Source organism: Brevundimonas sp. NPDC007368, assembly GCF_042869015.1.
Lineage (GTDB): Bacteria > Pseudomonadota > Alphaproteobacteria > Caulobacterales > Caulobacteraceae > Brevundimonas.
This window is the reverse complement of sequence record NZ_JBIAFA010000001.1, coordinates 574,245-599,370: the sequence shown is the minus strand read 5'-3', so window position 1 is coordinate 599,370 and position 25,126 is coordinate 574,245. Positions and strand designations below refer to the sequence as shown.

Here is a 25,126-nt window from a genome sequence, read left to right as displayed (position 1 = left end):
CTAGACCAGCTCCGCCGCCGCGCGACGGGCGCGCACCACGTCGGCCACATCGGCCAGCACGCTCTCGGTCGTGGCCCAGCGCCCGGCGCCGCGGCCCTTGCACGTCCAGACGCGACCGTCCTGGCCATAGACTTTCAAGGCGTTTCTCTCTCCGTTCAGCGACTGGAAGAGCGCGTCTTTCAGGTCGCCGTCAAGACGGACCGAGGCGTCCAGATGCCCGTCGCGATCATGGCAGGCGCCGATCTGGCGCACCGGACGGTCGCCCAGCGGCGTCTCGGCCGACAGCTCGTCGCGCGGCAGGTCGGCGGGGGCGCGGCCGAAGGCCTCGAACGACAGCAGCTTGACCTTGGCGGCGGCGTCGTGGCCCTCCAGATCCGAGGACGGATCTTCCTCGGCGAAGCCCGCCACGCGGGCGTCCGACAGGGCGTCGGCGAAGGCCGCGCCCTCGCCCAGACGTTGCAGCATGAAGTTGACCGTGCCGTTCAGCACGGCCTCGAACCCGGCGACCGGACCGGCGGCGCGGGCGGCGCGCAGGGTCTCGATCATCGGCGCCCCGCCGCCGACCGAGGCCGACCAGGCGACGCGACAGCCATTGGCGGCGGCCAGGGCCTGCAAGCCCGCCGGGTCGCGGGCCACGGCCTGCTTGTTGGCGCTGACCACGTCGCAGCCAGCCTCCAGCGCGCGGCGGATCAGGGCGTGCCCGGCCTCGCCCTCGGACAGGGCCTCCAGCACCAGATCGGGCTTCTTGGCCAGCAGGGCCTCGACGTCGTTGGTGAACAGATCGGCGGGCGCCGCCACATCGCGCTTCTTGCCCGGATTACGAACCAGAACGCCCACCACCTCATAGCGTTTGTCCGGCAGCAGACGGTTCAGCAGACCGCCGCCGACCACGCCGCAGCCGGCCAGAGCCACGCGCAGCGGCGCCTCCGGCTGGACCGGGCCGGGAGGGGCCCCGCGCTCGCCAACCACCGTGCCCTCGGCGCGGCCCAGAGCCGCCACCTCGATCTCCACCCCGTGCTGCATCCCCAGATCGATGGCGTCATGCTGGACCAGGGCGCCGCCCAGCTGGCGCGCCGTCTCCCAGCTGGCGCGGCGATAGCGCAGCGGCGTGCCCGTTTCACAGGCCGGATCGCGGTCGTAGAGGCCGTCCACATCCTTCACCAGACGCACCCGGTCCAGACCAAGCTCGGCGGCCAGGACCACCGCCGTCAGGTCCGATCCGCCACGTCCCAGCAGGGCCACGCGCCCGTTCGCGCGCACCCCGCCGAAGCCGGGGACCACCACCACCTCATGTTCGGCCAGGGCCTGTTGCAGACGCTCGCCCTTCAGGCTGACCGGGCGGGCGTGCTGCGCCGGCCCCTCGACCACGATGCCCAGCTCCCGTACCGACAGACCCACCGCGTCCAGTCCCACCCGGTCGCAGGCGATGGCGACCAGGGCCGCCGCCTTCTCCTCGCCCAGCACCACATAGGCGGGCAGAAGCTCGTTCTCGTGATCCAGACCCAGGGCGCGGGCGTCGGCCAGCAGCCGGTCGGTGTGGCCCGACAGGGCCGAAACCACCGCCACCACCTTCCGCCCGGCGCGGACGTGGCCATAGATTTCCGAGGCCACGGCGGGGGCTTCGGCGGCGTTGCGCAGGACGGACGAGCCGAACTTCAGCACCACGACCTCGGCCTTGGGGACGGGCTGGGGTTTCTGTTGATCGGCGACGAGAGCGAGGGCGGAAGCGGGCATCGGGGTGATCCTGAAGGCGGGGTCTGGGGAGGAGGTCTGGGGTGGGCTCGGGCCATAAAAAAACCCGCCCGGGGGTCCGGGCGGGGTGTTCGGTTTTTGCGTTTTTCGCCTAGTCGGCGCGCATCATCCGGTCCCCGCCCGCAAGGGCATGGTGGTGGTGGTACCGGTGGTAATCGTGGACGCGACAAGGCCCGTCGCCGAAGCGGCGATCAGGGTCGTCATCATGCTGGCGAGGCGGTCAAGCACAGGCGGCGTCCGATTGAAAATCCTGAGCCAAAGGGTGGTGCACGACCCCGCGTCGCGTCAAGCCCCGAAAGAACAATTTTTTCCCGAACGAGCGCAAAAAGCGCGTTTTCACCGCCCTCATCCCGCACCAAGCCAAATTGGGGTGAATTTTTTCGCTTGACCGGCGCCCTTCGCAACCGCAACGTAAAGTCACTCATCAAGACCGGCTGAGGGATTAGGCCCTTTGACGCCGGGGCAACCATCGGGTTCCGCCCGAAACGGTGCCAACTCCTGCGGGGTTTTCGGGGCGACCTGAAAACCGCGAGAGATGGGTGGAGCATCGACGAGGCGAAGCTCCACGGTCTGTCACTGCATGGGTTCCTTGGCGAGCCGTTTTGCTGAGTGACCGAGACCCATGACCCTGGCCCTGATCGACCCCGTCGCCCCTTTTGAAGAGCCCGCCTGTCGGCCTGCGTCCGCACGCCGTCCGTCCGAGCTGCTGTCGCGCGACGGGGCCCATGACGTCTTCGTCCCCATCCCCGACGGCTTCCCGCTCGATTTCGGCGGAACCCTGAACCAGAAGCAGGTGGTCGGCCGCCTGCACGGCAAGGCCGGCGCCCCCCTGATCGTCGTGGCCGGCGGCATCTCGGCCGACCGCTACGTCCATCGCACCGAGACCAAGGGCCTGGGCTGGTGGTCGGGCGCCGTGGGCGTTCGCGCCCCTATCGACCTGACCCGCTTCCGCGTCCTGGCCTTTGATTTCGCGCCGGAATTCGGCGACGGCGTCAAGGACGCCAAGACCCCGCTGACCATCACTACCCAAGATCAGGCGCGGCTGCTGGCCCTGCTGCTGGACCACCTCGGCGTCGACAAGGTCGCGGCCTTCATCGGCTGTTCCTACGGCGGCATGATCGCCCTGGCCTTTGGCGAGCTCTTCCCCGACTGGGCCGAGCAGCTGGTGGTGGTGTCCGCCGCCCACCGCCCTCACCCCCTGGCCACCGCCTGGCGCGGCATCCAGCGTCGCATCCTGCAACTGGGCCTAGAGACCGGCCGCGTGGATCAGGCGGTCGGTCTGGCCCGCGAGCTGGCCATGACCACCTATCGCACCCCCGACGAGTTCGGCGAGCGCTTCGATTCCGAGGCCCCCAGCCATGCGGGGCAGGCCTATCCCGTCTGCGACTATCTGACGGCGCGCGGCCGAGCCTACCGCGACCGCACCACGCCCTCGCGCTGGCTCAGCCTGTCGGATTCCATCGACCGCCACCGGGTCGAGCCGGAGGCCATCACCGCCCCCGTCACCCTGATCGGCTTCACCACCGATCGCCTGTGCCCCATCGACGATATGAGGGAACTGGCCGCGCGCCTGCCCAATCTCTGGCGCTTCGAACAGCACCCCTCCCTGTACGGCCACGACGCCTTCCTGAAGGAAGACGCCCTGGTCGCCGACATCCTGACTTCCGTACTGAAGGACATCGACCAATGAGCCGCGCCGCCCGTCCCGCCGATCCCCGCACCATCGCCGCCCGCTCGGGCGTCGACAAGGATACGGCCCACGGCGCGGTCATGCCGCCGCTGTATCTGTCGTCCAACTATTCCTTCGCCGGCTTCGACCAAAAGCGGAAATACGACTACTCGCGCTCGGGCAACCCGACCCGCGACGTTCTGGCCGAGACCCTGGCCGAGCTGGAAGGCGGAGCCGGCGCCGTCGTCACCGCCACCGGCATGGCCGCGGTCGACCTGCCGCTGAGCCTTCTCAACCCCGGCGAGCTGCTGATCGCGCCGCACGACTGCTACGGCGGCACCCACCGCCTGTTGTGCGCCCGCGCGAAGAAAGGCCACTTCCGCGTCGCCTTCGTCGATCAGAACGACGGCGAAGCGCTGGACGCCGCCCTCGCCGACGGGGCGAAGTTGGTGCTGATCGAGACCCCGTCCAATCCGTTGCTGCGCGTCGTGGACGTGGCCGACGTCTGTCGTCGCGCCCATGCCGTCGGCGCCAAGGTCGTGGCCGACAACACCTTCCTGTCGCCCGCCCTGCAACGCCCGCTGGAGCTGGGCGCCGACATCGTCGTCCACTCGACCACCAAATACATCAACGGCCACTCCGACGTGGTCGGCGGCGCCGTGATCGCAGCAGACCCGGCGGATCATGAGCAACTGGCCTGGTGGGCCAACTGTCTGGGCGTCACCGGCTCGCCGTTCGACGCCTATCAGACCCTGCGGGGCTTACGCACCCTGTTCACCCGCATCGAGCGCCAGCAGGCCACCGCCGGCCTGGTCGCCGCCGCCCTGGAACAGCACCCGGCGGTCAAGGCCGTCCACTATCCGGGTCTGAAATCCCACCCCGGCCATGCCCTGGCCGCGCGCCAGCAGTCCGGCCCCGGCGCCATGCTCAGCTTCGAACTGAACGGCGGAACCGACGCCGTGCGCGGTCTGATCGAAGCCCTCGACATCTTCACCCTGGCGGAGTCGCTGGGCGGGGTCGAAAGCCTGATCGCCCACCCGGCCACCATGACCCACGCCGCCATGACGCCGGACGCTCGCGTCACCGCCGGCATTACCGACGGGCTGATCCGCCTGTCGGTCGGGCTGGAGCATCAGGACGACATCCTGGCCGACCTGGTTCAGGCCCTCGACGCCCTGGTGCTGCAGCAGGCGGCCTGATGCGAAAAGGGCCTCTCCGGTGCGCCGGAGAGGCCCTCATTTTCACTCGCGCTACAGGCCTCAGGCCACCGCCCGCGCCAGCATCCGCTGCTGACCGCGCGCATCCATCGCCGCCTCTTCCAGCGAGAACTGCCCCATCATCCGGTCCAGCTCGCGTGCATCCTGCGCCAGCGAATGGCTGGCGGCGGTCGATTCCTCGACCATGGCCGCATTCTGCTGCGTCACCTGATCCATCTGGGCCACGGCGATATTGACCTGCTGCAGGCCGCTGGACTGCTCCTGCGACGAGGCCGAGATTTCGCGGGCGATGGCGGTCAGGCGGGTGATCTGTTCGGCGATCCGTTCCAGCGCATGGCCGGTGTCGCCGACCAGGGCCACGCCCTCGCCGACCTGACGGCTGGAGGCCGAGATCAGGGTCTTGATCTCTTTCGCCGCCTCGGCCGAGCGCTGGGCCAGAGCCCGCACTTCCGAAGCGACCACGGCGAAGCCGCGACCGGCCTCGCCCGCACGCGCCGCCTCGACGCCGGCGTTTAGGGCCAGCAGGTTGGTCTGGAAGGCGATCTCGTCGATCACGCCGATGATGTTGCCGATCTCGTTCGAGGACTGCTCGATCTCGCCCATGGCGACGATGGCCCGACCAACGACGGCCTGACCTTCGAGCGCTTCGTGACGCGCGCCGTCGACGACGCCGCCGGCCTCGACCGCACCCTCGGCGGAACGGGCCACGGTGGCGGTGATCTGCTCCAGAGCGGCGGCGGTTTCTTCTAGCGAAGCGGCCTGCTGCTCAGTGCGGCGCGACAGGTCGTCGGAGGCCTGGCTGATCTCATGGGCGCTGGCGCCGATGGCGCTGGAGCGGTCGACGATGACGCGCATCGTCTCCTGCAGCTTGGCCATGGCCCCGTTGAAGTCGGCGCGCAGCTTTTCGTATTCGGGCGCGAAGGCGGTGTTCAGACGGAAGGCCAACTGGCCGCTGGACAGGCGGTCCAGACCCGCGGCGATGCCGTCCACGACCTGGGCCTGCTGGCGGGCGGCCTCGGCGTCGCGTTCGGCCTGGGCGATGCGGGCCTGTTCGGCGGCGGCGCGCTGCACCTCGGCCTCGGCCTCCAGACGCACCTTCTCCTCGGCGTTCTGTTTGAAGGTCAGGACGGCGTCGGCCATGTGGCCGATCTCGTCGCGACGGCCAATCGCGGGAATGGCGACGTTCAGATCCCCGCCCGCCAGACGGACCATGGCGCGCGTCATGGCCTCGACCGGGCGGCTCAGCGCCCCGATCAGCCAGGCGATGGCCCCCAGGGCGACGACCAGGGCCACGACCCCGCCGATGGCGAAGCTCCAGTATGCCCCCTTGTAAGCGACAGCCTTGGCCTCGGCGTTTTCGGCGGCGACCACCGCCTCCTTGTCCTGAATCGAGGTGATGGCGGCGCGGATATCCGACAAGCGGGCGCCGGCTTCCAGACCAGCCACGGCCTGCGGCTGGGTGGCGGGGTCGCGGGCCAGCGCGATCAGGCCGTCGGCGCTCTGGTGGAAGGCGTCGACCGCCCCCTTCAGCGCCGCCTGCTCCTGGCCATAGGCGGCGTCGACGTCGGCGGCGGCCAGGTCGGCCAGCCGCGACACCAGAACCTTGCCCGGCTCCTCGTATTTGGGAATGAAGTCGGCGTCGCGCGTCGCAACATAGGCGCGCATGGCGTTCTGCTGCTCGACCGCGGCGGCCAGCACCAGGTCCGAGGCCTTGAACATGTCGGCGGAGGCGGCGTTGGCGGCGTCGGCGCGCTGCAGCACCGTCACGGCCCAGAGGACCACCATGGTCGCCGTCCCGCAGGCCGCGATGACGGCGGCGAAGGACAGTATCAGCTTCTTGGGTACGGACAGGTTCTGCAGCATTTTCTACGCTCGGGGGGAAGACTACAGCCTCTCCCTAACCGCGCGCTGTTCGCCAAAGCCTTATCGTCTGACCCCGGAAATCTACGTAGGCGAAATGGGCGTTTCTCAAAGCGCCTTCCACACCACCGACAGGGCGGTCAGCAGCAGGTAGACCGCAAAGGCCCTCCTCAGCACCTTACGGTTGAGCCGGTGCGCCAATCGCGCGCCATAGGGGGCGGTCAAGGCGGTCAGCAGCCCCATGATCACCGCCGCCGGCACGTTGACGTAGCCCAGAGACAGCGGCGGCCGTCCCGGCGCGTCCCAGCCGAAGACCGCGAACCCAAGCGCCGCCGTCGCCCCGATGGCCAGACCGAAGCCGCTGGCGGTGGCCACCGCCTGATGAATGGGCCGCCCGCACAGGGTCATGGTCATGCCGCCGAAACTGCCGCCGCCGACGCCCATCATGGCCGACAGCAGGCCAATGCCCGTCCCCACGCCGCGTCGTCCCCAGCCGGTCGGCAGGTCCTTGCGCAGGGTCATATGCTCGGGCAGCAACCCCATCTGCATGGCGATCAGCAGCAGGCAGACGCCATAGACGACGGCCAGTCCCTCCATCGAGGTAAAGCCCGCGACGGCCGCTCCGACCAGGCCGCCGATCGCCACCCACGGCGTCCAGGTCTTCAACACCTGCTCGTCCACCGCCCCATGCGCCCGGTGGGTCGCCAGGGACCGCAAGGACGTCGCCACGATGGTCAACAGCGAGGTGCCGATGGCGACATGCAGATTGCTCTGCCCGCCTACACCCAGCACCGAAAAGGCATAGAAGAGCGCCGGCACCAGCACCGTCCCGCCCCCGACCCCGAACAGACCGCCGATCACCCCGGCCACCGCCCCCGCCGCGACCAGGGCGGCGGCCATCATCAGAAGTTCGGACAGGGGCAGAGCGCTCATGGCTTGGGCATAGCCTTGCCGTTCGCCAGCGTCATCCCGGAAAGGGGATCAGGCCGCTTCTTCGTTCTCGCCCAGCCGCGCCTCGGCCTCACGCACGGCCTCGACCGCGCGGTCCACAACCTCCAGCCCAGCCCCGGCCTTGACGCCCTCGACGGTCAGGATGCGGCGGAAGGCCCGCGCTCCGGCCCGGCCGTGCATCAGGCCCAGCATATGCCGCGCCATGCTGGCCAGATGCGCCCCCTCGGCCAGCCGCCCGGCCATGTAGGGGCGATAGCGTTCGATGGCGGCGAAGGGATCGACGTCCTCGACATCCATGCCGAAGATGCGCCGATCCACCTGCCCCAGCAGGGCCGGCTCGTGATAGGCGGCGCGGCCCAACATGACGCCGTCCAGCTGCACGCCGTCGGTGTCATCCAGATGCGCCTCGGCCTGGTCCAGATCGCCGATCCCGCCGTTGATGCAGATAATCAGATCCGGCCGCTCGCGCTTCAGACGCCGCACCAGATCATAGTCTAGCGGCGGCACGTCGCGATTTTCCTTGGGCGACAGGCCTTTCAGCCAAGCCTTACGCGCATGGACGACAAAGCTGGTGACGCCCGCCGCCGCCGAGGCGTCCACCGTGGCGAACAGGCTGACCAAGGGGTCCTGATCATCAACGCCGATGCGGCATTTGACGGTGGCGGGAACACTGACCGCGCCCTTGATCGCCGCCATGCAGTCGGCCACCAGTTCGGGCTCGCGCATCAGGCAGGCGCCGAACTTGCCCGACTGGACCCGGTCCGAGGGGCAGCCGACGTTCAGATTGATCTCGTCATAGCCATAGGCCTCGCCGATCTTCGCCGCCTCGGCCAGCTGCGCCGGGTCGGAGCCGCCCAGTTGCAGCGCCACCGGATGTTCGACCGCGTCAAAGCCCAGCAGCCGCTCGCGGTCGCCGTGGATCACCGCCGGCGCCGTGACCATCTCGGTATAGAGCAGCGCCCGGCTGCTCAGGGCGCGGTGAAACGCCCGGCAGTTACGGTCGGTCCAGTCCATCATGGGTGCCACGGACAGCCTATGAGCTTGATTTATCGGCATTTTTTCAGTAAGATCAAAAAGTTGGAAGGCGGCGTGTGCACTCGAATTTGCGACGTGATGCGACGTTTTTTCCGGGTTTTCGACACCTCAGTGCACACAGAGCGCACACGAAATGGCGACCTACTCGAAACTCCCGTCAGGAACGTGGCGGGTCCAGGTAAGACGGAAGGGTCGCTATATAAGCGAGACCTTCCTCAAACGCGATGACGCCCGGCGGTGGGCGACCGAAGCCGAGGGACGGATCGATCGCGGAGAAGTTCCCACTCCGTCTCGTTCGGCCAAGCTGCGCACATTTGGCGAGCTCATCGACCTGCACATCCACGACATGAAGTCCGTCGGGAAGGCGCCCAGGCGATCGAAAGCGGCGACGCTCAAGATGCTGAAGACGCGCTTGGGCGGGAAGAAGATCGCCCAACTGGATCGACAACTGTTCATCGACTTCGGTCGGAGACGCGCCACCGAAGGCGCCGGCCCCATGACGCTGAGCATCGACATCGGCGCGATCAAGCTCATCCTCTCCCATGCCGCAGCGGTTCACGGCCTGACTGTCTCGGTTGAGGCTATTGATATGGCCCGCCTCGCCCTCAAGCGCCTTGGCTTGATTGGCAAGGGCGTCGAGCGAGATCGCCGCCCCAGCGATGAAGAACTGGAGCGCTTGATCCGCCACTTCGAGGACAAGCCTCGTCAAACCATTCCCATGGGCGCCGTCATTCGCTTCGCAGTCGCGACGGCGATGCGCCAAGAAGAGATTTTCAAGGTCGTCTGGGACGACTATGCAGCGCGGACCAAGATGCTGACCATCCGCGATCGCAAGGACCCTCGCGAGAAATCGGGCAACGACCAGCGTATTCCACTTCTTTCAGTCAGCGGCTTTGACCCCGTGGCGCTCATTGAAGAGCGGCGTTCCTCGCAGACAAATGCGGACGCCCGCATCTTCCCTTTCAATCACCGGTCAGCCGGCACCGCGTTCACGAGAGCCTGCAAAGCGCTCTGCATCATCGATCTCCATTTTCACGACCTTCGCCATGAAGGGACAAGTCGCCTGTTCGAGGCGGGCTTCCAGATCCACCAGGTCGCGCTTGTTACCGGCCACAAAGACTGGAAGATGCTCCGACGGTATACGCACCTTCGTCCGGAATCCCTTCATCTCATTGCAGCGGGTCTGGCGGCATGAGCGGCACGCCGGTCACGGAAGCTGGGGCGGCGTAAAGCTTGGCTGGAAACCCTCACCATGCCAAATGCAGTCGCATGAACTCGATCCGAATTCGTCCGTATGATCCGGCTGATTTGACCGCTGTCGTCGAGCTGTTCAATGGCTCGGTCAGAAAGGTCGCCAATCGTGACTACAGCCCGGCTCAAATCGAGGCCTGGGCGCCGGTAGCGGTTAACCTGGTCCAGTGGTCCGAACGTCTTGAGCGTAAGCCGACGTTCATCGCCGAACACATGAATCGAATTGCAGGTTTCAGCGACCTCGGACCGACAGGCCATATCGATATGCTTTTCGTCCATTGCCAACATCAGGGCCGAGGCGTCGCCAAGAGCCTGATGGACCACATCCTGCTCAAGGCTCGCGAACAAAAGCTGTCGTCTTTATGTACGGACGCGAGCATCACGGCAAAGCCGTTCTTTGAACGCAGCGGATTCGAGGTGGTCCAGGAACAGGACGTTGAACTCCGCGGCCAGATCTTCCGCAACTATCGCATGATCCGCTTTCTTTAGCATCGCTCAGTCGCCCCGACCGCCGTCATCCGAAGGTTGGAAAAAACCTGATGGAGGCTTCCCGCGATCGTGTCGCCTGGTTCGACACGGCGCGATCAAAACCGTTTTGCTCATCAGCATGATGGCTCACGCCGCCGGCGCTCCGACGTTCCCTCATGTGCCGGAACGAAATCGACCAGGTCAGATTGTCTCCTGACGGAGATCAAAATGCCCAAGACGTTCGATGTCGGAGATCATGTGATCTGGAATTCCGAGGCAGGGCGAGTAACTGGCCGGATCACTCGAGTTCATACACGCGACTTCGAATACAAGGGTCACACTCACCGCGCTTCCAGAGCAGAACCTCAATATGAGATCAGGAGCGACAGGACTGATCACATCGCCGCTCACAAGGGGACCGCGCTGGATTATGTGCGACGTCGAGAATGACGCTGCCGTTCTACACAATCGGGCACTCGAACCGCAGCCTAGAGGAATTCGTCGCCCTGTTGCAGGGAACACAGGTTCTGCAGGTCGTAGATGTCCGGAAGATTCCGAGGTCCAGAGCCAACCCTCAGTTCAACCAGGAAACGCTTCCCCACAGACTGGCGGAGCGCCAGATATCCTACGACCACAATGTCAAACTCGGAGGAAGACGGGGTCGGATCGGAGATGTGGCCGACGGCATAAATGGCTACTGGGAGAACAAGAGCTTCCACAACTACGCCGATTACGCTCTCTCCGCCCCGTTCCGCGCCGGGTTAGAGCTGTTGATCGAAACGGGGCGGCGCCAGCCTAGTGCGATCATGTGCTCTGAAGCGGTCTGGTGGCGGTGTCATCGACGGCTCATCGCCGACAATCTTCTCGCTCGGGGCGAGACCGTCATTCACATCATGGGACACGGCAGGCTGGAGAAGGCTCGATTGACGGCAGGTGCTATCCTTCATCCCGACGGGACGGTCAGCTATCCGGCTTCTGCGCACCACGAACAGCGTCCATAGCAAGGCCGTTGGCGCCATTCCTTCGGGAGGTGCGTTGCGTCATGGAAAGGACCTTCCATGCCTAGACGCAACTTGATCGCTGCGAGATCGCCTAGACGCCCATTCCATTCGTTTGCGAACATCCCTGATCAGACGGGCAGCCAGGAAACCAGACCCGCCCGAGGCGGGCACAAGCCATGACCGCGGAACGCTCCGTGCGGTCCAGACCGAAAACCACGACCGCCCTGCCCGCTTTTCGTCCCGTGCAGCTCGCCACGCTCGTCGACGCCGTGCCAGGAGGAAATCGCTGGCTGCATGAGATGAAGTACGATGGCTACCGGCTGGAGGTCGTCGTCGGCGGAAGTCGCGCTCGAGCCTTTACGCGCTCCGGACTTGACTGGTCGGAGAAGTTTTCGGGGATCGTCGACGCCGCTGCGTCCCTGAAGGTGGACTCCGCGGTGCTCGACGGCGAGGCTGTCGTGTTCGACGCCGAAGGGCGCTCCAGCTTCCAGACGTTGCAAGGCGCTCTGAAGGGCGAGCCAGGCAGGATCGCCTATGTCGCTTTCGATCTTCTCGCGCTGAATGGCGAAGATCTGACGTCTCGCCCGCTGCTTGAGCGCAAGGCTATCCTGCGAGGCCTGCTTCCAAAGAGGCCGGGACGGCTCCGCTACTCCGATCATATTCGAGGCAATGGCGAAAAGTTGTTGAACAGCTTTTGCGCAAACGGCCTTGAGGGGGTGGTGTCGAAGCTGGCCGACAGCCGGTACGTCGGCGCACGCTCGGCGGCTTGGGTGAAAACCAAGTGTATCCAGCGTCAGGAGTTTGTCGTGGCGGGATGGCTTCCTTCAGACAAGTCGCGCGCCTTCCGCTCCTTGATCCTCGCCGTAAACGAGAATGGCGCCCTCCGTTATGCAGGCAAGGTCGGCACAGGCTTCGATACGATGGAGTTGCAGCGGCTCCTGGAGGTCATGAGACCGCTCGAACAGGACAGTCCCACCGTCAAGGCCCCCCGCGCCGAGGTTCGGGACGCCCATTGGCTCCGCCCCCGGCTGGTGGCGGAAATCGCTTTCACTGAAATGACCAACGAAGGCACGTTGCGCCACCCGAGCTATCTCGGCCTGCGGGATGACAAGAGGCCCGAGGCGGTCGTTGTCGAGAAGCCAGCGTTGGAGACACCGGCGCCGGCTGGTGAGACCGTGCCAATCAGCAACGCTCAACGGATCCTCTTTCCGGAGTGTCAGATCACCAAGGGTCAGCTGGCGGACTACTACGCCGCCGTTGCGCCTATCATGCTGCCCTGGGTCGCATCTCGTCCGATCAGCCTCGTGCGATGTCCCCAGGGCCGATCGAAAAAGTGCTTCTTCCAGAAGCACGACGCCGGAAGCTTCGGCGAGGCCGTGCGCCATGTGGCGATCGAGGAGAAGGACGGCGAGACTGAACCCTACCTCTATATAGATACGCCGGAAGGTCTGATGACTTGTGTCCAGATGGGAACCATAGAGTTCCACGGCTGGGGCGCACGGATCGAAGACGTCGAAAAGGCCGACCGCCTGGTCTTCGATCTCGACCCGGACGTCGGGCTCGATTTCGAGGCCGTGCGTTCCGCCGCTTTTCGATTTCGCGATATACTCGCGACTATCGGACTGGAGACATTTCCAATGGTCACCGGGGGCAAGGGCGTTCACGTCATCGCGCCGCTGACCCCCGAGGCCGAATGGCCTGAAGTGAAAGATTTCGCCCGGCGTCTGGCTATTGCGGTCGCTCAGGCAGAGCCGGCCAAGTTCACGGCCGCTCTGCCGAAGGCCCAACGCAAGGGTCGCATCTTTGTCGATTATCTCCGCAATCAGCGCGGCGCTACGGCCGTCATGCCTTACAGCGTGCGCTCAAGGGAGGGCGCGCCCGTAGCGGCGCCGGTCACTTGGAAGGAAATGGAGACAATCGCGAGCCCTGCGCTGTTTCATGTCGGCGATCAGCTTGAGCTCCTCAAACGCGCGGGATCGAAAGCCCTTTCTTCATGGGGGCGGGCTGATCAGGCGCTGCCGGATTTGTGAGCATCGGACTGACAGCGTGAGCGCTTTTCGCATTGGCGTCGATGATCCCGTCGAAGGCCGTTTCGTCGCTCGCCGCGACGGGCGTTTCCAGCCCCACGCGCCATTTGAGAACAGAACCTACTCCCGACCGAAAATAGCATGGGCTCACGCGGGCTCGAACCAGGTCGGCGAGCCTCGCGACATCGCCCTAAATGGTGAAGACGTCCGGGCCGATGTCAGCCTTCACCTCGTCCAGGTCCTCATCGGCTCCCTGTTCGGCGGCATGGCGGGCTGCGCCATGATCGGCCAATCGATCATCAATGTGACCTCCGGCGCGCGCGGGCGCTTGTCGACCCTGTGGGCGGGCCTGTTCCTGCTGTTCCTGATCCTAGTGCTTCAGGACTGGGTGGCGCGCATTCCGATGGCCGCGCTGGTGGCGGTGATGATCATGGTCTCGGTCGGAACCTTCGACTGGAAATCAGTGCTGACCCTGCGTTCAACCCCTGTCCAGTCCTCCATCGTCATGCTGGCCACCACGATCACGGTGGTCGTCACGCATGACCTGTCCAAGGGCGTGGTGCTGGGCGTGATCCTGTCGGCTATCTTCTTCATGCGGAAGCTGGGCAAGACCATCGTCGTGCAGGAAATCGAGACGCCAGAGCCCGGCGTGCTGCGCTATCACGTCAGCGGCCAGTTGTTCTTCGGCTCGGCCGACGTCTTCGCCGCCTCGTTCGAGCATCATGGCCAGCCGACTCGCGTCGAGATCGACATGAGCGACGTGCATCTGTGGGACCTCACGGCCGTCGTCGCCGTGGACAAGGTGGTGTTCCGCTATCGCCGTCAGGGCGCGGAGGTGCGTCTCATCGGCATGAACGAGGCTGCGCAGTCGCTGATCCAGCGTGTCGGCAAGCACGACAAAGCGCACCTGCCTGTCGGCATTGCTCACTGACTAGAACGCGTCATGAAAGGACGTCCGGCCCGTCGGCGACCTCAGGACCACTTGCCCCAGAGGAGACATTCAGCCTTGGCCCCGTCCTGCCCGCGCTAGAGATATCCAAAAACCCATCAACAGCGTTGAAGCCGCTTTAGTTTGGCATCCGGTCAGGGATGAACCGTGAGGTACATCCGGACGAGTTCGGACAGGCTTCCGGCCTGCATCTTGGCCATGAGGTTGGCGCGATAGACTTCCACGGTCCGCGCGCTGATCTTGAGATCATAAGCGATGACCTTGTTGGCGTGGCCCTGAACCAATCCTGCGAGCACGTCGCGTTCCCGTCCTGACAGGGCGTCGAGACGCGCCGCCAGCATCCGCTTCTCGGCTTCGGCCGACGCCGTCTCGCCCGCTCGATCCGCCGCACGCTGGATCGAGGCCAGCAGGACCTCGTCGTCGAACGGCTTTTCAATGAAATCCACCACGCCTGCGCGCAACGCCTCCACGGCCAGAGGCATGTCGGCATGGCCAGTGATGACGATTACAGGTTCCCCGGAACCGTCCGCCTGTAATCGGCGCGCTAGCTCTATCCCGGTCATGTCAGGCATGCGGACATCCGTGATAATGCACCCGGGCTGTCGGTTTTTCACGGCGAGAAAGGCGACGGCGGACTCGTGGGTGTGCACGCATAGTCCGGCTGTACTCAGGAGGAAGGCGATCGAATCCCTCACAGCGGCGTCGTCGTCGATGATGTGCATGATCGGAGCGTTTGTCATGCGAGCTCTTCCTCAAGTCGGGCGCGATGAAGCGTGAAGTGAAAATCCGCGCCTCCAGCGGCGTTGGCCTCGAACCACAGGCGCCCGCCATGGGCTTCCATTATGGTCCGCGATATCGAAAGCCCAACCCCCATGCCGGTCCGCTTCGTCGTAATGAAGGGCTCGAACAACTGGGCGGCCACATCGGGATCAATCCCCGCCCCCGTGTCGGAAACCGTGACCTGAACATGATCCTCATCCAGCGCCGAGGTGGATATGGCCAGGTCTCGTGTCCCGCCGTCCTGCATGGCGTCCATAGCGTTTCGGATCAGATTGAGCAGTACCTGCTGGATTTGAACCCTGTCGGCGATGACGAGGTCAGCGGACGGATCGAGGGCGAACCGCACCTGAACGCCGTGCTCGCGCGCCCCGACCAGCGCCAGTGCGCTGGCCTCCTCGATGAGCGAATGCAGGTTCTCGATCCGCCTTTCAGTCTCTCCCCGGGCGACGAACTCTCGCAGGCGCCGGATGATCACGCCGGCGCGCAGCGCCTGGTCAGCCGCCCGGTCCACGGCGTCGGAAATGCGATCGGCCGGCGCATTCTCCGCTCGAAGCAGTCGCCCCGCGCCCTTCAGATAGTTGGTGATGGCGGTCAGCGGCTGGTTCAGCTCATGAGCGAGCGCTGACGCCATTTCGCCCAGCGCCGTCAGACGCGAGACCCGGATCAGGTCTGCCTGAAGCTCCTGCATCCTGGCCTCAGCCTGTTGGCGTTCCGTCAGATCCCGCACAAACCCGGTGAAGAAACGTCCCTCCTTGGTCCGCATCTCCCCGACGGCGAGTTCCAGAGGAAAGTCGGACCCGTCCTTGCGACGCCCGACCACGACGCGCCCTACGCCGACGATCCGGCGCTCTCCGGTCCGGTAATAGCGTTCAAGATAGCTATCGTGCGCTTCGCGATGAGGGGCGGGCATCAACAGGCTGACATTCTGCCCGATGGCTTCAGCCGCAGTCCAGCCGAACAGCCGTTCTGCAGTGGGGCTGAAGGCTCGCATGGCCCCCTTCTCGTCGATAAGGATCATAGCGTCAGGCACGGTATCCAGAATCAACCGTAGATGGGTCTCGCGCGAGGAAAGCTCCTTCAGAACCCGTTGGAACCACTCGCCTCCCCAGGTCACGGCGCCCGCGACGACGAGGAAGAGCACGGCTTCCGCAAGATGCGGCTGACCGTCCCCCAGAAGCAGTCCCGTCGCGACGCCCAAGCTGGCGGCCAAGGCGCCGGGCCAGACGCCGCCCAAGGCTGAGCCCGCCACCACGGCAGGCACAAAGACCAGAAAGGACAACCGGACGTCGAAGAGGGACGGCAGACTTGCTCGCGCCCACGCGCCCATGAGGATCAGTATGAGAACCGTGGCGACCGCGAGCCAAGGCGAAGACGGCCTCACAAGGGGAGAAGACGAATGAAAGACGCGCATCGTCCGCTTTCTATCCTTGTTCACCAATGGGCCGCGCCTCCGGAATTTCCCCTAGGGTCAAGACCCGGATACCGCGTTCAGGCCGCCCCTTCTACATCGGCCTCATCCTCTTTCGCCGGACGAACCGGCCCGGGACACCCCGGTTTCAAGGACCAAGGCCATGAGCGCCCCACTCGTCGATCTCTCCGTCCACCACCAGCCCAAGGGACTGTCGGACCGCGTCGCCTTCGGCTTCACCAAGCTGCTGCGCTTCTGCGCCGATACCTTCTTCGCCAAGCGATACGGACATCGCGCTGTCGTGCTGGAAACGGTCGCGGCCGTGCCCGGCATGGTCGGCGCCACCATCAACCATCTGAGCTGTCTGCGTCGGATGTGCGACGACCGGGGCTGGATCAAGACCCTGATGGACGAGGCCGAAAATGAACGCATGCACCTGATGACCTTTATCGAGATCTCGAAGCCGACGCTGTTCGAGCGGTTCGTCATCGTCTCGGTCCAGTGGGTCTTCTACCTTTTCTTCTTTGGTCTCTATCTCGTATCCAACAAGACTGCCCACCGGGTGGTCGGCTATTTCGAGGAAGAAGCGGTGATCAGCTACACCCACTACCTCGCCGAAATCGACGAAGGGCGCTCGCCCAATGTACCGGCCCCAGAGATCGCCAAACGCTACTGGAACCTTCCTGACACTGCGACCCTGCGCGACGTCGTCCTCGTCGTTCGCGCGGACGAGGCCCACCACCGGGACGTCAACCACGGCTACGCCAACGAGCTCGGGGGATTGCCCGTCCAGGCCGTGGCGCCCTGCCCGCCTCACGCTGCTCTGGAGCCGACCTGGAAGACTGCGGCCTGAAGCCTCGCCTCTCCGTCGAGCCGTCTGCCCCCTCACATGCGCGGACATCTATGAAGCGCCGCGCGTGTCCTGCCGACCTGACCCGGCTTGGGCACGCCGCCGACAATCCTGCGGCCTGAACGACCGCGTTTTCCAGTTTCCAGTTTACCGAGGACACCTACTGATGTCGCAAGCCCTCAGCGAGCGGACGGTCACGATCGTCAAAGCCACAGTTCCAGCCCTTGAGGCCCATGGCCTGGACATTGTCCGGGAGATGTACGCCCGGATGTTCCAAAATCCGGAAATCCGCGATCTCTTCAATCAATCCCACCATGGCGATACTGGCTCCCAGCCCCGGGCGCTCACAGGCGCCATCCTCGCCTATGCCGCCAATATCGACAATCTCGGCGCGCTGACGGCCGCAGTTGAACGCATTGCGCAGAAACACGTCGGGCTGCAGATCATGCCGGACCATTACCCTCATGTCGCAAGCGCCGCTTGGCGCCATCGGCCATGTCCTGGGCGAGGCTGCGACCGAAGACGTTCTCGCTGCCTGGGGCGAGGCCTACTGGTTCCTCGCGAACATCCTCATCACACGCGAGGCGGCCCTCTACGAGAACCTCGCCGCCGCCGAAGGCGGATGGAACGGCTGGCGCGCCTTCGAGGTGGCGGAAGTCCAACCCGAGAGTTCGGTCATCACCTCCATCATCCTGCGGCCGGTCGATCGCGGACCGGTGCTGGCTCACAAGCCTGGGCAGTACCTCACCTTCTGGCTTGACCTGCCCGGGCACTCGCCGATCAAGCGCAACTATTCGATCTCCTCCGCGCCGAACGGGGAGACCTATAGGATCTCAGTGAAGCGGGAGCCGCATGGTCTCGCCTCGACCTGGCTCCACGAACACGCCCGGCCCGGCAAAATTCTCAAGGTCGGCGCGCCGGCGGGCGACTTCTTCTTGCCGGAGGATCCGCAACGACCCATCGTGCTCCTGTCTGGCGGCGTCGGCCTGACCCCCATGGTTTCGATGCTGGAGACGCTGGCGGCCCGACAACCGCAAGCCGGGGTTCACTATGTTCACGGCGCGCGCGATGTCGCCTCCCACGCCATGGGCGATCATGTTCGCCGGCTCGCCGCAGCCATTCCCGCCAGCCGCAACACTGTCTTCTACGAAAGCGTACCGGAGGCTGCGAACCTGGCCGCTCACGAACGGACGGGTCGGATCTCAGGCGCCTGGCTGGCCTCGGAGACCCCGGTGAACGAGGCCGACTATTACCTGTGCGGCCCCCGCCCCTTCTTGCGGGCTCTGGTCTCCGAGCTGGTCGCCATCGGGGTGCCCGCCGATCGCATCCACTATGAGTTCTTCGGCCCTGCCGACGAAGCCCTGGCGGCCTGAGGGCCGCCCTCTCATGGTCTGCCGATGTCAGACGTCCTCGATCCGGCGTGTCAGTCGTCCGATCACCGGCGCCATGAATCGGAGCAGGCGCCCAAACACCTCAAGGGCCGCGCCATCGCCGTGGCCATTGTCGGCACGCCACTGGCTCTTTCGATCCGCATTCCCGTCGGCACGATGGTCAGCGGCGTGATCGGCCGGCGAGCCGCCTTTCTGGTGTTGATCGGCCTCAGCCCGCTGCTCGCACTGATCGGTTGCGTGATCTTTCTGAATCGGAAGGCAGGTTTCGCCTAAAAGCACATTCGATTGAGTTCCGGATGCGCCTTGAGCCATCATTGGCGCGCGGCCCAAAATGAGGACTCTTGGCAGCCGCATGAAAAACAGTCTGAGAGTCGCACCACCTCGGACTCTATAGATAAGTCATGAATGAAGGCGCGCTAGCGACCTGTGAATTCACGATATTTGCGGGTCAGATCGCCGCAGATCAGCCTATAGTTCTAATGCGGTCCGTTCTCTAGGCTAGCAACGCCCCGCAACAGGAACTCCGTCACGCATGCCCCATACCCTGCTGCTGCTCATTCCGTTCGGGGCGCCCTTTGTGGCGGCAATGATGGCGATCTTTCTGCCGTCACGCGCCCGGAACGCCGCAGCAGCACTGGCCTGGCTGACGTCTCTGGCGGGCCTGCTCTGCCTGGTGGCCCTTTTCCCCGCCGTCGCCAGCGGAGAGTCTGTGCGCTGGTCCACGCCCTGGATGCCCACGTTCGGCGTCCACTTCACCCTGCGGATGGATGGTCTGGCATGGCTGTTCGCAATCATGGTGCAGGGCATCGGCGCCCTCGTGGTGCTCTACGCCCGCTACTACATGTCGGCCGACGATCCGGTCCCGCGCTTCTTCGCCTTCCTGCTGGCCTTCATGGGCGCGATGACCGGCATGGTCATGGCCGGCGACCTGATCCAGTTGGCCGTCTTCTGGGAGCTAACCAGCCTCTTTTCCTTCCTGCTGATCGGCTATTGGCACCATAGCGCGTCGGCCCGCGACGGGGCGCGGATGGCGCTGACCGTTACGGCGGCGGGCGGCTTGTGCCTGCTGGCCGGGGTCGTTGTGCTGGGCCGCATCGTCGGCAGTTTCGATCTGGACGCGGTGCTGGCGTCGGGCGAGATCATCAAGAACAGCCCCTGGTATCTGACCGCCCTGCTTCTGATCCTGGCGGGCGCCCTGACCAAGAGCGCGCAATTCCCGTTCCACTTCTGGCTGCCCCGCGCCATGGCCGCTCCGACCCCGGTCAGCGCCTATCTGCATTCGGCGACCATGGTGAAGGCGGGCGTCTTTCTGATGATCCGCCTGTGGCCGGTGCTGGCGGGAACCGACGCCTGGTATGTCATCGTCAGCACTGCGGGGATTGCGACCCTGTTGTTCGGGGCCTGGAACGCCGTCTTCCAGAACGACCTCAAGGGCCTGCTGGCCTATTCCACCATAAGCCATCTCGGGCTGATCACCCTGTTGCTGGGGCTGGGCAGTCCGCTGGCGGCCGTGGCGGCCATCTTCCACACGGTCAACCACGCCACTTTCAAGGCCTCCCTGTTCATGGCCGCAGGGGTCATCGACCACGAGACCGGCACGCGCGACATGCGCAAGCTCAGCGGTCTCAGACGGTCCATGCCGGTCACGGCGGCCCTGGCCATCGTGGCCGCCGCCGCGATGGCCGGGGTGCCCCTGCTGAACGGCTTTCTGTCCAAGGAGATGTTCCTGGCCGAGGCGATCGCCCATACCGGCGGGCGCCACCTGAACTTGGCCCTGCCGGTTCTGGCCACAGTCGCCAGCCTTCTGAGCGTGCTCTACTCGGTGCGCTTCATTCACCAGACCTTCTTTGGCCCGCCGCCCGTTGATCTGCCCGAGACCCCGCATGAGCCGCCGCGCTGGATGCGCTTCCCGATCGAGGTTCTGGTCGGCCTGTGCATCATTGTCGGCGTTCTTCCGGCCATCACCATCGGCCCGGTTCTGGCCGTCGCCGTCCGTTCCGTGCTGGGGGAAAACGTCCCCTATTACAGTCTGGCGGTCTGGCACGGCTTCAACCTGCCGCTGGTGATGAGCGCCATCGCCTTGATCGGCGGCGTCGTGGCCTACAGGCTGCTGGGTCCGCGCATCAACGCCAGCGAGCGCCCCTGGGTGGTCGGACGTTTCAACGGCGCCCGCGCCTATGACCGGGTCATGCGCGCCTTCAAGGGCGGCGCCGAGTGGATCGTGCGTCGCCTCGGCGCCACACGACAGCAGGCGCGCCTGCGGGCCATCATCCTGACCTGTATGCTGGCGGCGGCGCTGGCCAGCGGCATGGCGGGCCTCGGCTTTGATGAGGCCGGGCTGACGGTTCATCGTCCCGGCCTGGGCTTCACCCTGTTGTGGATCATCGGCGGCGCCTGCGCGATCGCCGCCGCCTGGCAGGCCAAGTATCACCGTCTGGCCGCCGTGGTCCTGGTCGGAGGGGCCGGCCTGGTCAGTTGCCTGACCTTCGTCTGGTTCTCGGCCCCCGACCTGGCCACGACCCAGATGCTGGTCGAGATCGTCACTACCGTCCTGCTGTTGCTCGGCCTGCGCTGGCTGCCCAAACGCCTACCCGACCTCGCTTCGCCCAAACAGGAAGCCAAGGCCCGCTGGCGGCGTGTGACGGATCTCGCCATCGCGATCATCGCCGGCGCCGGCGTGGCCCTGGTCGCCTTCGCCGTCATGACCCGGCCGTCGGCGTCGCCGCTGGCTCGCTACTTCCTGGATCACGCCTATTCCGAAGGCGGCGGGCGCAATGTGGTGAACGTGCTGCTGGTGGACTTCCGAGCCTTCGACACCCTGGGTGAGATCACGGTCCTGGGCATCGTCGGACTGACGATCTGGGCCCTGCTGCGGCGTTTCCGTCCGGCGTCGGACAGTCTCGGCCATACCGAGCAGAAGCAGCACCAGGACCACAGCGATGATCGCCGCGAGGATCGCGAGCTGGGGGACACCTTATCCGAGACCATGCTGATCCCGCGCGTGGTGATGCGCTGGCTCTTCCCCTTCATCATCCTGCTGGCGCTGCATCTCTTCCTGCGCGGGCATGACCTGCCCGGCGGCGGCTTCGCGGCGGGGGTGGCGCTGTCGATCGCCTTCATCCTGCAATACATGGCCTCGGGCGCCCGCTGGGTTGAGGAACGGCTGGAGATTCGGCCCCTGGTCTGGATCGGCGGGGGGCTGCTGATCGCGGCCCTGTCGGGGGTCGCGTCCTGGCTGTTCGGCTATCCGCTGCTGACCTCCTGGTTCACCTATGTCGACCTGCCGCTGATCGGCAAGACGCCGCTGGCGTCCGCGGTCGTGTTCGACGCAGGCGTGGCCCTGCTGGTGGTGGGGGCGACGGTCCTTATGCTGGTCGCCATCGCTCACCAGTCCCTCCGCAAACCGCGCGCCGTCTCGCCCGCGACCACTGATGAGGAGAGCGTCTGATGGAACTGGTCCTCGCTCTCGGCATAGGCGTGCTGACCGCCGCCGGCGTCTGGCTGCTGCTGCGCCCGCGCACCTTCCAGGTCATCATCGGCCTGTCCCTGCTCGGCTATGCGGTCAATCTGTTCATCTTCGCCATGGGTCGCCTGCGCGCGGGCGCGCCGCCTGTGCTGAAGGGCGAAGGGCCGGTTGATCCCGCCGCCTATGCCGACCCCGTACCCCAGGCCCTGGTCCTGACCGCCATCGTCATCAGCTTCGCCCTGACCGCCCTGTTCCTGGTGGTGCTGCTGACCAGCCGGGGCATCACCGGAAGCGATCACATCGACGGACGGGAGCCGGGCGAATGACCGACTGGCAGGACCACCTCATCGTCGCGCCCGTCGTCCTGCCGCTGATCGCGGCGGCGGCCATGCTGCTGCTCAAGGAGCAACGCTATGGGTTGAAGGCCTTGATCAGCCTGCTGTGCCTGGTCGCTCTGGTCGGCGTGGCCTATGCCCTGCTGCACGAAGCAGCCGTCGGCGGTCCCGCGGGCGACGACACGGCCCGCATCTACAACCTCGGCGCCTGGGCCGCTCCCTTCGGCATCACCCTGGTGGCGGATCGGCTTTCGACCCTGATGCTGGCGCTGACAGCCACGCTGGCGGCCGGCGGCTTGCTGTTCTCCTACGCCCGCTGGGACCGGGCCGGACCGCGCTTCCACGCCCTGTACCTGCTGCTGGTCATGGGGGTGAACGGAGCCGTTCTGACAGGGGACCTGTTCAACCTGTTCGTCTTCTTCGAGGTCATGCTGGCCGCCTCCTACGGCCTTCTGCTGCATGGGTCGGGCGAAAAGCGGGTGCGGGCCGGACTGGGCTATGTCGCCATCAACCTGACGGCGTCGCTGTTCTTCCTGATCGGGGTCAGCCTGATCTACGGCGTGACCGGTGCGCTCAACATGGCGGACATCGCCAGCAAGGTCGCCGCCATCCCGGACCATGACCGCGCCCTGTTCCATATCGGCTGCGCCATCCTGGGCGTGGCCTTCCTGGTCAAGGCGGCGGCCTGGCCGCTCGGCTTCTGGCTCCCGGGAGCCTATGCCGCCGCCAGCGCCCCGGTCGCAGCGGTCTTTGCCATCCTCAGCAAGGTCGGGGTCTATGTCATCCTGCGCCTGGCCGCCCTGCTGTTCGGCGCCGACGCCGGCGCCTCGGCCGGGTTCGGCAATATCTGGCTTCTGGTGGCGGGCGCGGCCACGGTCGTCTTCGGCGCCGCCGGCATGGTGGCGGCGCGACGCCTTGAAGGGGCGGCTGGTTATGCCGTCATGGTCTCCTCCGGCACGGTCCTGACCATAGCGGGGACGGCTGTGCCCGACGCGGTCGGCGGCGCGCTCTTCTACATGGCGGCCTCCACCCTGGCGGCTGGGACCCTGTTCCTGATCGCCGAGATTCTTGCGCGCGGCGAGGACGTGGCGGCGTCGCCCCAGGATGCGGTCTTCGATGACGAATATGACGACCCCTTCGCCGCCGACGACGTGCAAGAGGTCGGGCGTGTCCTGCCGGCCTCGACCGCCTTCCTCGGCGGGGCCTTCATCCTAGCCGCCCTGGTGACCGTCAGCCTGCCGCCCCTTGCCGGTTTCGCGGGCAAGCTGGGCATCTTCGTCGCCCTCTTGTCCGGCGACGGCGCCCTGTCGCCCGCCAGCTGGGCCCTGGTCGGGGTGCTGACCCTATCCAGTTTCGCCGCCCTGATCGCCCTGACGCGGTTCGGCGTTGCGGGCTTCTGGCGCGAGGACGCCGTGGCGCCGAAGGTCCGCAGTCCCGAGTTCCTGGCCATCGGCGGCCTGGTCCTGTGCTGTCTGTGGCTGAGCGCCGGGGCCGCCGCCGGACTGACCTATGCCGAGAAGACCGGCGAATGGCTGGCTTCGCCCAAGGCCTATATCAGCGCCGTGTTGGGAGACGCCGCATGATCCGCGCCCTCCTGCCCCACCCCCTGTTGGCCCTGGGGCTGTTTGCCAGCTGGCTTGTGCTGAGCGGGCCCATTTCGGCGGGCGACGTCCTTGTCGCCCTGATCGCCGCCCTGGCCATACCCCAGGTCATGCGACGGCTGGAGCCCGACCGATCCGGAGTCCGCTCGCCGGGCGCCATCCTGCGGTTGGCCGGCTATGTCGCCGTCGATGTCGTGCGCTCCAACTACGCCGTGGCCATCATCATCATGGGGCGGCGCAGACGTCAGCGTGTTTCCGGCTTCATCCATGTGCCGCTGGACCTGCGCAACCGTTACGGCCTGGCGGTGCTCGCCATCATCGTGACCAGCACGCCCGGCACCCTGTGGGTCCAATATGACCGGCCGTCGGGGCGCCTGCTGCTGCACGTCCTCGACCTGGTCGAGGAGCAAGACTGGATCGACCTGATCAAGGGTCGTTATGAGCGCCTGCTGTTGGAGATCTTCCCATGACCGCCTCCGCCGTTCTCTATTGGGGGTTGGGCGCGGCCCAGGCCATGCTTTTGCTGGCCATGCTGCTGGCCGCCTTGCGCATGATGCGCGGGCCGCGCGCGCAGGACCGCGTCCTGGGTCTCGACACCCTCTATCTGAACGCCATGCTGCTGATCCTGGTTCAGGGAATGCGCAGCGGGGTCAGCCTCTACTTCGAGGCGGCCCTGATCATCGGCATGCTGGGCTTCACCGCCACCGTCGCCCTGGCCAAGTTCCTGATGCGTGGCGAGGTGATCGAATGACCCCTTCCGACCTACCGCTGTGGGCGGCCTGGACCATCGTCGCCGTCACGGTTTTCGGCAGCCTGCTGGCGCTGATCGGCTCCGTCGGCCTTGTGGTTCTGAAACGCTTCTATGAGCGGGTTCATGCGCCCACTCTGGGAGCCACCCTGGGCATGGCGCTGATCGTCGTGGCCTCGGTCGCCTTCTGGTCACTGACCGAGGGGCGGCTTGCGCTCCGCGACCTGCTCATCGGGGTCTTCCTGACCGTCACGACGCCCGTGACCCTGATCCTGCTGGCCCGCGCCGCCGTCTATCGCGACCGCGTCGAGGGCGACAAGGCTGCACCGCCGGAATAGGGCGACAGATCGTCACGAGCGCAACGCCG

23 protein-coding genes, 1 pseudogene and 1 riboswitch are annotated in these 25,126 nt (G+C 65.8%); of the genes and pseudogenes, 18 read left to right on the top strand and 6 right to left on the bottom strand.

Features of this window, described 5'->3' with window-relative positions; translation table 11 throughout:
- The gene (locus ACFYLW_RS02980) at positions 1 to 1,734 is read right to left on the bottom strand and encodes a Gfo/Idh/MocA family oxidoreductase (RefSeq protein ID WP_390182769.1); all 1,734 of its coding nucleotides are present in this window, start codon (positions 1,732 to 1,734) and stop codon (positions 1 to 3) included.
- Between the two features lie 436 nt (positions 1,735 to 2,170).
- Positions 2,171 to 2,294, top strand: a riboswitch (SAM riboswitch).
- A gap of 80 nt (positions 2,295 to 2,374) precedes the next feature.
- Here ACFYLW_RS02980 and ACFYLW_RS02975 point away from each other — a divergent pair.
- Both ACFYLW_RS02975 and metB read left to right on the top strand, forming a co-directional pair.
- Positions 2,375 to 3,442: a homoserine O-succinyltransferase gene (locus ACFYLW_RS02975; protein ID WP_390182768.1), complete on the top strand. Its 1,068-nt coding sequence runs from the start codon at positions 2,375 to 2,377 to the stop codon at positions 3,440 to 3,442.
- Complete coding sequence (metB, locus tag ACFYLW_RS02970) at positions 3,439 to 4,620, top strand: cystathionine gamma-synthase (protein WP_390182767.1); 1,182 nt, start codon at positions 3,439 to 3,441, stop codon at positions 4,618 to 4,620. The genes ACFYLW_RS02975 and metB overlap by 4 nt, the downstream gene beginning before the upstream one ends.
- A gap of 60 nt (positions 4,621 to 4,680) precedes the next feature.
- Here the strand turns inward: metB and ACFYLW_RS02965 are convergent, their stop codons facing one another.
- From ACFYLW_RS02965 to dusA, 3 genes are all read right to left on the bottom strand, one after another.
- Positions 4,681 to 6,501, bottom strand: coding sequence for a methyl-accepting chemotaxis protein (locus ACFYLW_RS02965; protein ID WP_390182765.1), 1,821 nt, complete (start codon positions 6,499 to 6,501; stop codon positions 4,681 to 4,683).
- A 105-nt stretch (positions 6,502 to 6,606) separates the two neighbouring features.
- Positions 6,607 to 7,431 (bottom strand): sulfite exporter TauE/SafE family protein, encoded by an 825-nt coding sequence (locus ACFYLW_RS02960; RefSeq protein WP_390182764.1) that lies wholly within the window; start codon positions 7,429 to 7,431, stop codon positions 6,607 to 6,609.
- A gap of 48 nt (positions 7,432 to 7,479) precedes the next feature.
- Positions 7,480 to 8,505 carry a tRNA dihydrouridine(20/20a) synthase DusA gene (gene dusA / locus ACFYLW_RS02955; protein WP_390182763.1) on the bottom strand — a complete coding sequence of 342 codons (1,026 nt, stop codon included), beginning with the start codon at positions 8,503 to 8,505 and terminating at the stop codon, positions 7,480 to 7,482.
- A 112-nt stretch (positions 8,506 to 8,617) separates the two neighbouring features.
- Between dusA and ACFYLW_RS02950 the strand changes: the two genes are divergently transcribed.
- From ACFYLW_RS02950 to ACFYLW_RS02925, 6 genes are all read left to right on the top strand, one after another.
- On the top strand, positions 8,618 to 9,679 hold the full coding sequence (locus tag ACFYLW_RS02950; RefSeq protein ID WP_390182762.1) for a site-specific integrase: 1,062 nt from the start codon (positions 8,618 to 8,620) through the stop codon (positions 9,677 to 9,679).
- 74 nt (positions 9,680 to 9,753) lie between these two features.
- Positions 9,754 to 10,224: a GNAT family N-acetyltransferase gene (locus tag ACFYLW_RS02945; protein ID WP_390182761.1), complete on the top strand. Its 471-nt coding sequence runs from the start codon at positions 9,754 to 9,756 to the stop codon at positions 10,222 to 10,224.
- 207 nt (positions 10,225 to 10,431) lie between these two features.
- Positions 10,432 to 10,653: a DUF2945 domain-containing protein gene (locus tag ACFYLW_RS02940; RefSeq protein WP_292084013.1), complete on the top strand. Its 222-nt coding sequence runs from the start codon at positions 10,432 to 10,434 to the stop codon at positions 10,651 to 10,653.
- Positions 10,650 to 11,204 carry a DUF488 family protein gene (locus ACFYLW_RS02935; protein ID WP_292084014.1) on the top strand — a complete coding sequence of 185 codons (555 nt, stop codon included), beginning with the start codon at positions 10,650 to 10,652 and terminating at the stop codon, positions 11,202 to 11,204. The genes ACFYLW_RS02940 and ACFYLW_RS02935 overlap by 4 nt, the downstream gene beginning before the upstream one ends.
- A 176-nt stretch (positions 11,205 to 11,380) precedes the next feature.
- The gene (gene ligD / locus ACFYLW_RS02930; RefSeq protein WP_292084015.1) at positions 11,381 to 13,234 is read left to right on the top strand and encodes a DNA ligase D; all 1,854 of its coding nucleotides are present in this window, start codon (positions 11,381 to 11,383) and stop codon (positions 13,232 to 13,234) included.
- A gap of 16 nt (positions 13,235 to 13,250) precedes the next feature.
- Positions 13,251 to 14,162 (top strand): SulP family inorganic anion transporter, encoded by a 912-nt coding sequence (locus tag ACFYLW_RS02925; RefSeq protein ID WP_390182760.1) that lies wholly within the window; start codon positions 13,251 to 13,253, stop codon positions 14,160 to 14,162.
- Positions 14,163 to 14,314: 152 nt separating this feature from the next.
- Here the strand turns inward: ACFYLW_RS02925 and fixJ are convergent, their stop codons facing one another.
- Both fixJ and ACFYLW_RS02915 read right to left on the bottom strand, forming a co-directional pair.
- The gene (gene fixJ, locus ACFYLW_RS02920; protein WP_390182759.1) at positions 14,315 to 14,902 is read right to left on the bottom strand and encodes a response regulator FixJ; all 588 of its coding nucleotides are present in this window, start codon (positions 14,900 to 14,902) and stop codon (positions 14,315 to 14,317) included.
- 14 nt (positions 14,903 to 14,916) lie between these two features.
- Entirely contained in the window at positions 14,917 to 16,371 is a 1,455-nt protein-coding gene (locus ACFYLW_RS02915; RefSeq protein ID WP_390182758.1) for a PAS domain S-box protein, read from the bottom strand.
- Positions 16,372 to 16,531: 160 nt separating this feature from the next.
- Between ACFYLW_RS02915 and ACFYLW_RS02910 the strand changes: the two genes are divergently transcribed.
- From ACFYLW_RS02910 to mnhG, 10 genes and pseudogenes are all read left to right on the top strand, one after another.
- The gene (locus ACFYLW_RS02910) at positions 16,532 to 17,221 is read left to right on the top strand and encodes an alternative oxidase (RefSeq protein ID WP_313472115.1); all 690 of its coding nucleotides are present in this window, start codon (positions 16,532 to 16,534) and stop codon (positions 17,219 to 17,221) included.
- A gap of 163 nt (positions 17,222 to 17,384) precedes the next feature.
- A pseudogene (locus ACFYLW_RS02905) lies at positions 17,385 to 17,633 on the top strand (nitric oxide dioxygenase); the annotation flags it as partial.
- A 49-nt stretch (positions 17,634 to 17,682) separates the two neighbouring features.
- Positions 17,683 to 18,591, top strand: coding sequence for an FAD-binding oxidoreductase (locus ACFYLW_RS02900; protein ID WP_390182757.1), 909 nt, complete (start codon positions 17,683 to 17,685; stop codon positions 18,589 to 18,591).
- Positions 18,592 to 18,615: 24 nt separating this feature from the next.
- Complete coding sequence (locus ACFYLW_RS02895) at positions 18,616 to 18,882, top strand: hypothetical protein (RefSeq protein WP_292084021.1); 267 nt, start codon at positions 18,616 to 18,618, stop codon at positions 18,880 to 18,882.
- Between the two features lie 259 nt (positions 18,883 to 19,141).
- Positions 19,142 to 22,057 carry a monovalent cation/H+ antiporter subunit A gene (locus ACFYLW_RS02890; protein ID WP_390182756.1) on the top strand — a complete coding sequence of 972 codons (2,916 nt, stop codon included), beginning with the start codon at positions 19,142 to 19,144 and terminating at the stop codon, positions 22,055 to 22,057.
- Positions 22,057 to 22,401, top strand: a complete 345-nt coding sequence (locus ACFYLW_RS02885; RefSeq protein ID WP_292084023.1) for a Na+/H+ antiporter subunit C — start codon at positions 22,057 to 22,059, stop codon at positions 22,399 to 22,401. Before ACFYLW_RS02890 ends, ACFYLW_RS02885 begins: the two co-directional genes overlap by 1 nt.
- On the top strand, positions 22,398 to 23,993 hold the full coding sequence (locus ACFYLW_RS02880; protein ID WP_390182755.1) for a monovalent cation/H+ antiporter subunit D: 1,596 nt from the start codon (positions 22,398 to 22,400) through the stop codon (positions 23,991 to 23,993). Before ACFYLW_RS02885 ends, ACFYLW_RS02880 begins: the two co-directional genes overlap by 4 nt.
- Complete coding sequence (locus tag ACFYLW_RS02875; protein ID WP_292084025.1) at positions 23,990 to 24,481, top strand: Na+/H+ antiporter subunit E; 492 nt, start codon at positions 23,990 to 23,992, stop codon at positions 24,479 to 24,481. The genes ACFYLW_RS02880 and ACFYLW_RS02875 overlap by 4 nt, the downstream gene beginning before the upstream one ends.
- Positions 24,478 to 24,762, top strand: a complete 285-nt coding sequence (locus tag ACFYLW_RS02870) for a K+/H+ antiporter subunit F (protein WP_390182753.1) — start codon at positions 24,478 to 24,480, stop codon at positions 24,760 to 24,762. Before ACFYLW_RS02875 ends, ACFYLW_RS02870 begins: the two co-directional genes overlap by 4 nt.
- Positions 24,759 to 25,097: a monovalent cation/H(+) antiporter subunit G gene (gene mnhG, locus ACFYLW_RS02865; protein ID WP_292084027.1), complete on the top strand. Its 339-nt coding sequence runs from the start codon at positions 24,759 to 24,761 to the stop codon at positions 25,095 to 25,097. Before ACFYLW_RS02870 ends, mnhG begins: the two co-directional genes overlap by 4 nt.
- The last annotated feature ends 29 nt before the right edge of the window (positions 25,098 to 25,126 follow it).

Coding starts and splice junctions, on each gene's coding strand:
- ACFYLW_RS02950 (WP_390182762.1), top strand. CDS start 8,618: ATGGCGACCTACTCGAAACTCCCGTCAGGAACGTGGCGGGTCCAGGTA.
- ACFYLW_RS02895 (WP_292084021.1), top strand. CDS start 18,616: ATGTCAGACGTCCTCGATCCGGCGTGTCAGTCGTCCGATCACCGGCGC.
- ACFYLW_RS02870 (WP_390182753.1), top strand. CDS start 24,478: ATGACCGCCTCCGCCGTTCTCTATTGGGGGTTGGGCGCGGCCCAGGCC.
- ACFYLW_RS02910 (WP_313472115.1), top strand. CDS start 16,532: ATGAGCGCCCCACTCGTCGATCTCTCCGTCCACCACCAGCCCAAGGGA.
- ACFYLW_RS02940 (WP_292084013.1), top strand. CDS start 10,432: ATGCCCAAGACGTTCGATGTCGGAGATCATGTGATCTGGAATTCCGAG.
- ACFYLW_RS02900 (WP_390182757.1), top strand. CDS start 17,683: ATGTCGCAAGCGCCGCTTGGCGCCATCGGCCATGTCCTGGGCGAGGCT.
- ACFYLW_RS02935 (WP_292084014.1), top strand. CDS start 10,650: ATGACGCTGCCGTTCTACACAATCGGGCACTCGAACCGCAGCCTAGAG.
- ACFYLW_RS02945 (WP_390182761.1), top strand. CDS start 9,754: ATGAACTCGATCCGAATTCGTCCGTATGATCCGGCTGATTTGACCGCT.
- ACFYLW_RS02965 (WP_390182765.1), bottom strand. CDS start 6,501: ATGCTGCAGAACCTGTCCGTACCCAAGAAGCTGATACTGTCCTTCGCC.
- ACFYLW_RS02915 (WP_390182758.1), bottom strand. CDS start 16,371: ATGCGCGTCTTTCATTCGTCTTCTCCCCTTGTGAGGCCGTCTTCGCCT.
- ACFYLW_RS02980 (WP_390182769.1), bottom strand. CDS start 1,734: ATGCCCGCTTCCGCCCTCGCTCTCGTCGCCGATCAACAGAAACCCCAG.
- metB (WP_390182767.1), top strand. CDS start 3,439: ATGAGCCGCGCCGCCCGTCCCGCCGATCCCCGCACCATCGCCGCCCGC.
- ACFYLW_RS02890 (WP_390182756.1), top strand. CDS start 19,142: ATGCCCCATACCCTGCTGCTGCTCATTCCGTTCGGGGCGCCCTTTGTG.
- mnhG (WP_292084027.1), top strand. CDS start 24,759: ATGACCCCTTCCGACCTACCGCTGTGGGCGGCCTGGACCATCGTCGCC.
- fixJ (WP_390182759.1), bottom strand. CDS start 14,902: ATGCACATCATCGACGACGACGCCGCTGTGAGGGATTCGATCGCCTTC.
- ACFYLW_RS02875 (WP_292084025.1), top strand. CDS start 23,990: ATGATCCGCGCCCTCCTGCCCCACCCCCTGTTGGCCCTGGGGCTGTTT.
- dusA (WP_390182763.1), bottom strand. CDS start 8,505: ATGCCGATAAATCAAGCTCATAGGCTGTCCGTGGCACCCATGATGGAC.
- ligD (WP_292084015.1), top strand. CDS start 11,381: ATGACCGCGGAACGCTCCGTGCGGTCCAGACCGAAAACCACGACCGCC.
- ACFYLW_RS02880 (WP_390182755.1), top strand. CDS start 22,398: ATGACCGACTGGCAGGACCACCTCATCGTCGCGCCCGTCGTCCTGCCG.
- ACFYLW_RS02960 (WP_390182764.1), bottom strand. CDS start 7,431: ATGAGCGCTCTGCCCCTGTCCGAACTTCTGATGATGGCCGCCGCCCTG.
- ACFYLW_RS02975 (WP_390182768.1), top strand. CDS start 2,375: ATGACCCTGGCCCTGATCGACCCCGTCGCCCCTTTTGAAGAGCCCGCC.
- ACFYLW_RS02885 (WP_292084023.1), top strand. CDS start 22,057: ATGGAACTGGTCCTCGCTCTCGGCATAGGCGTGCTGACCGCCGCCGGC.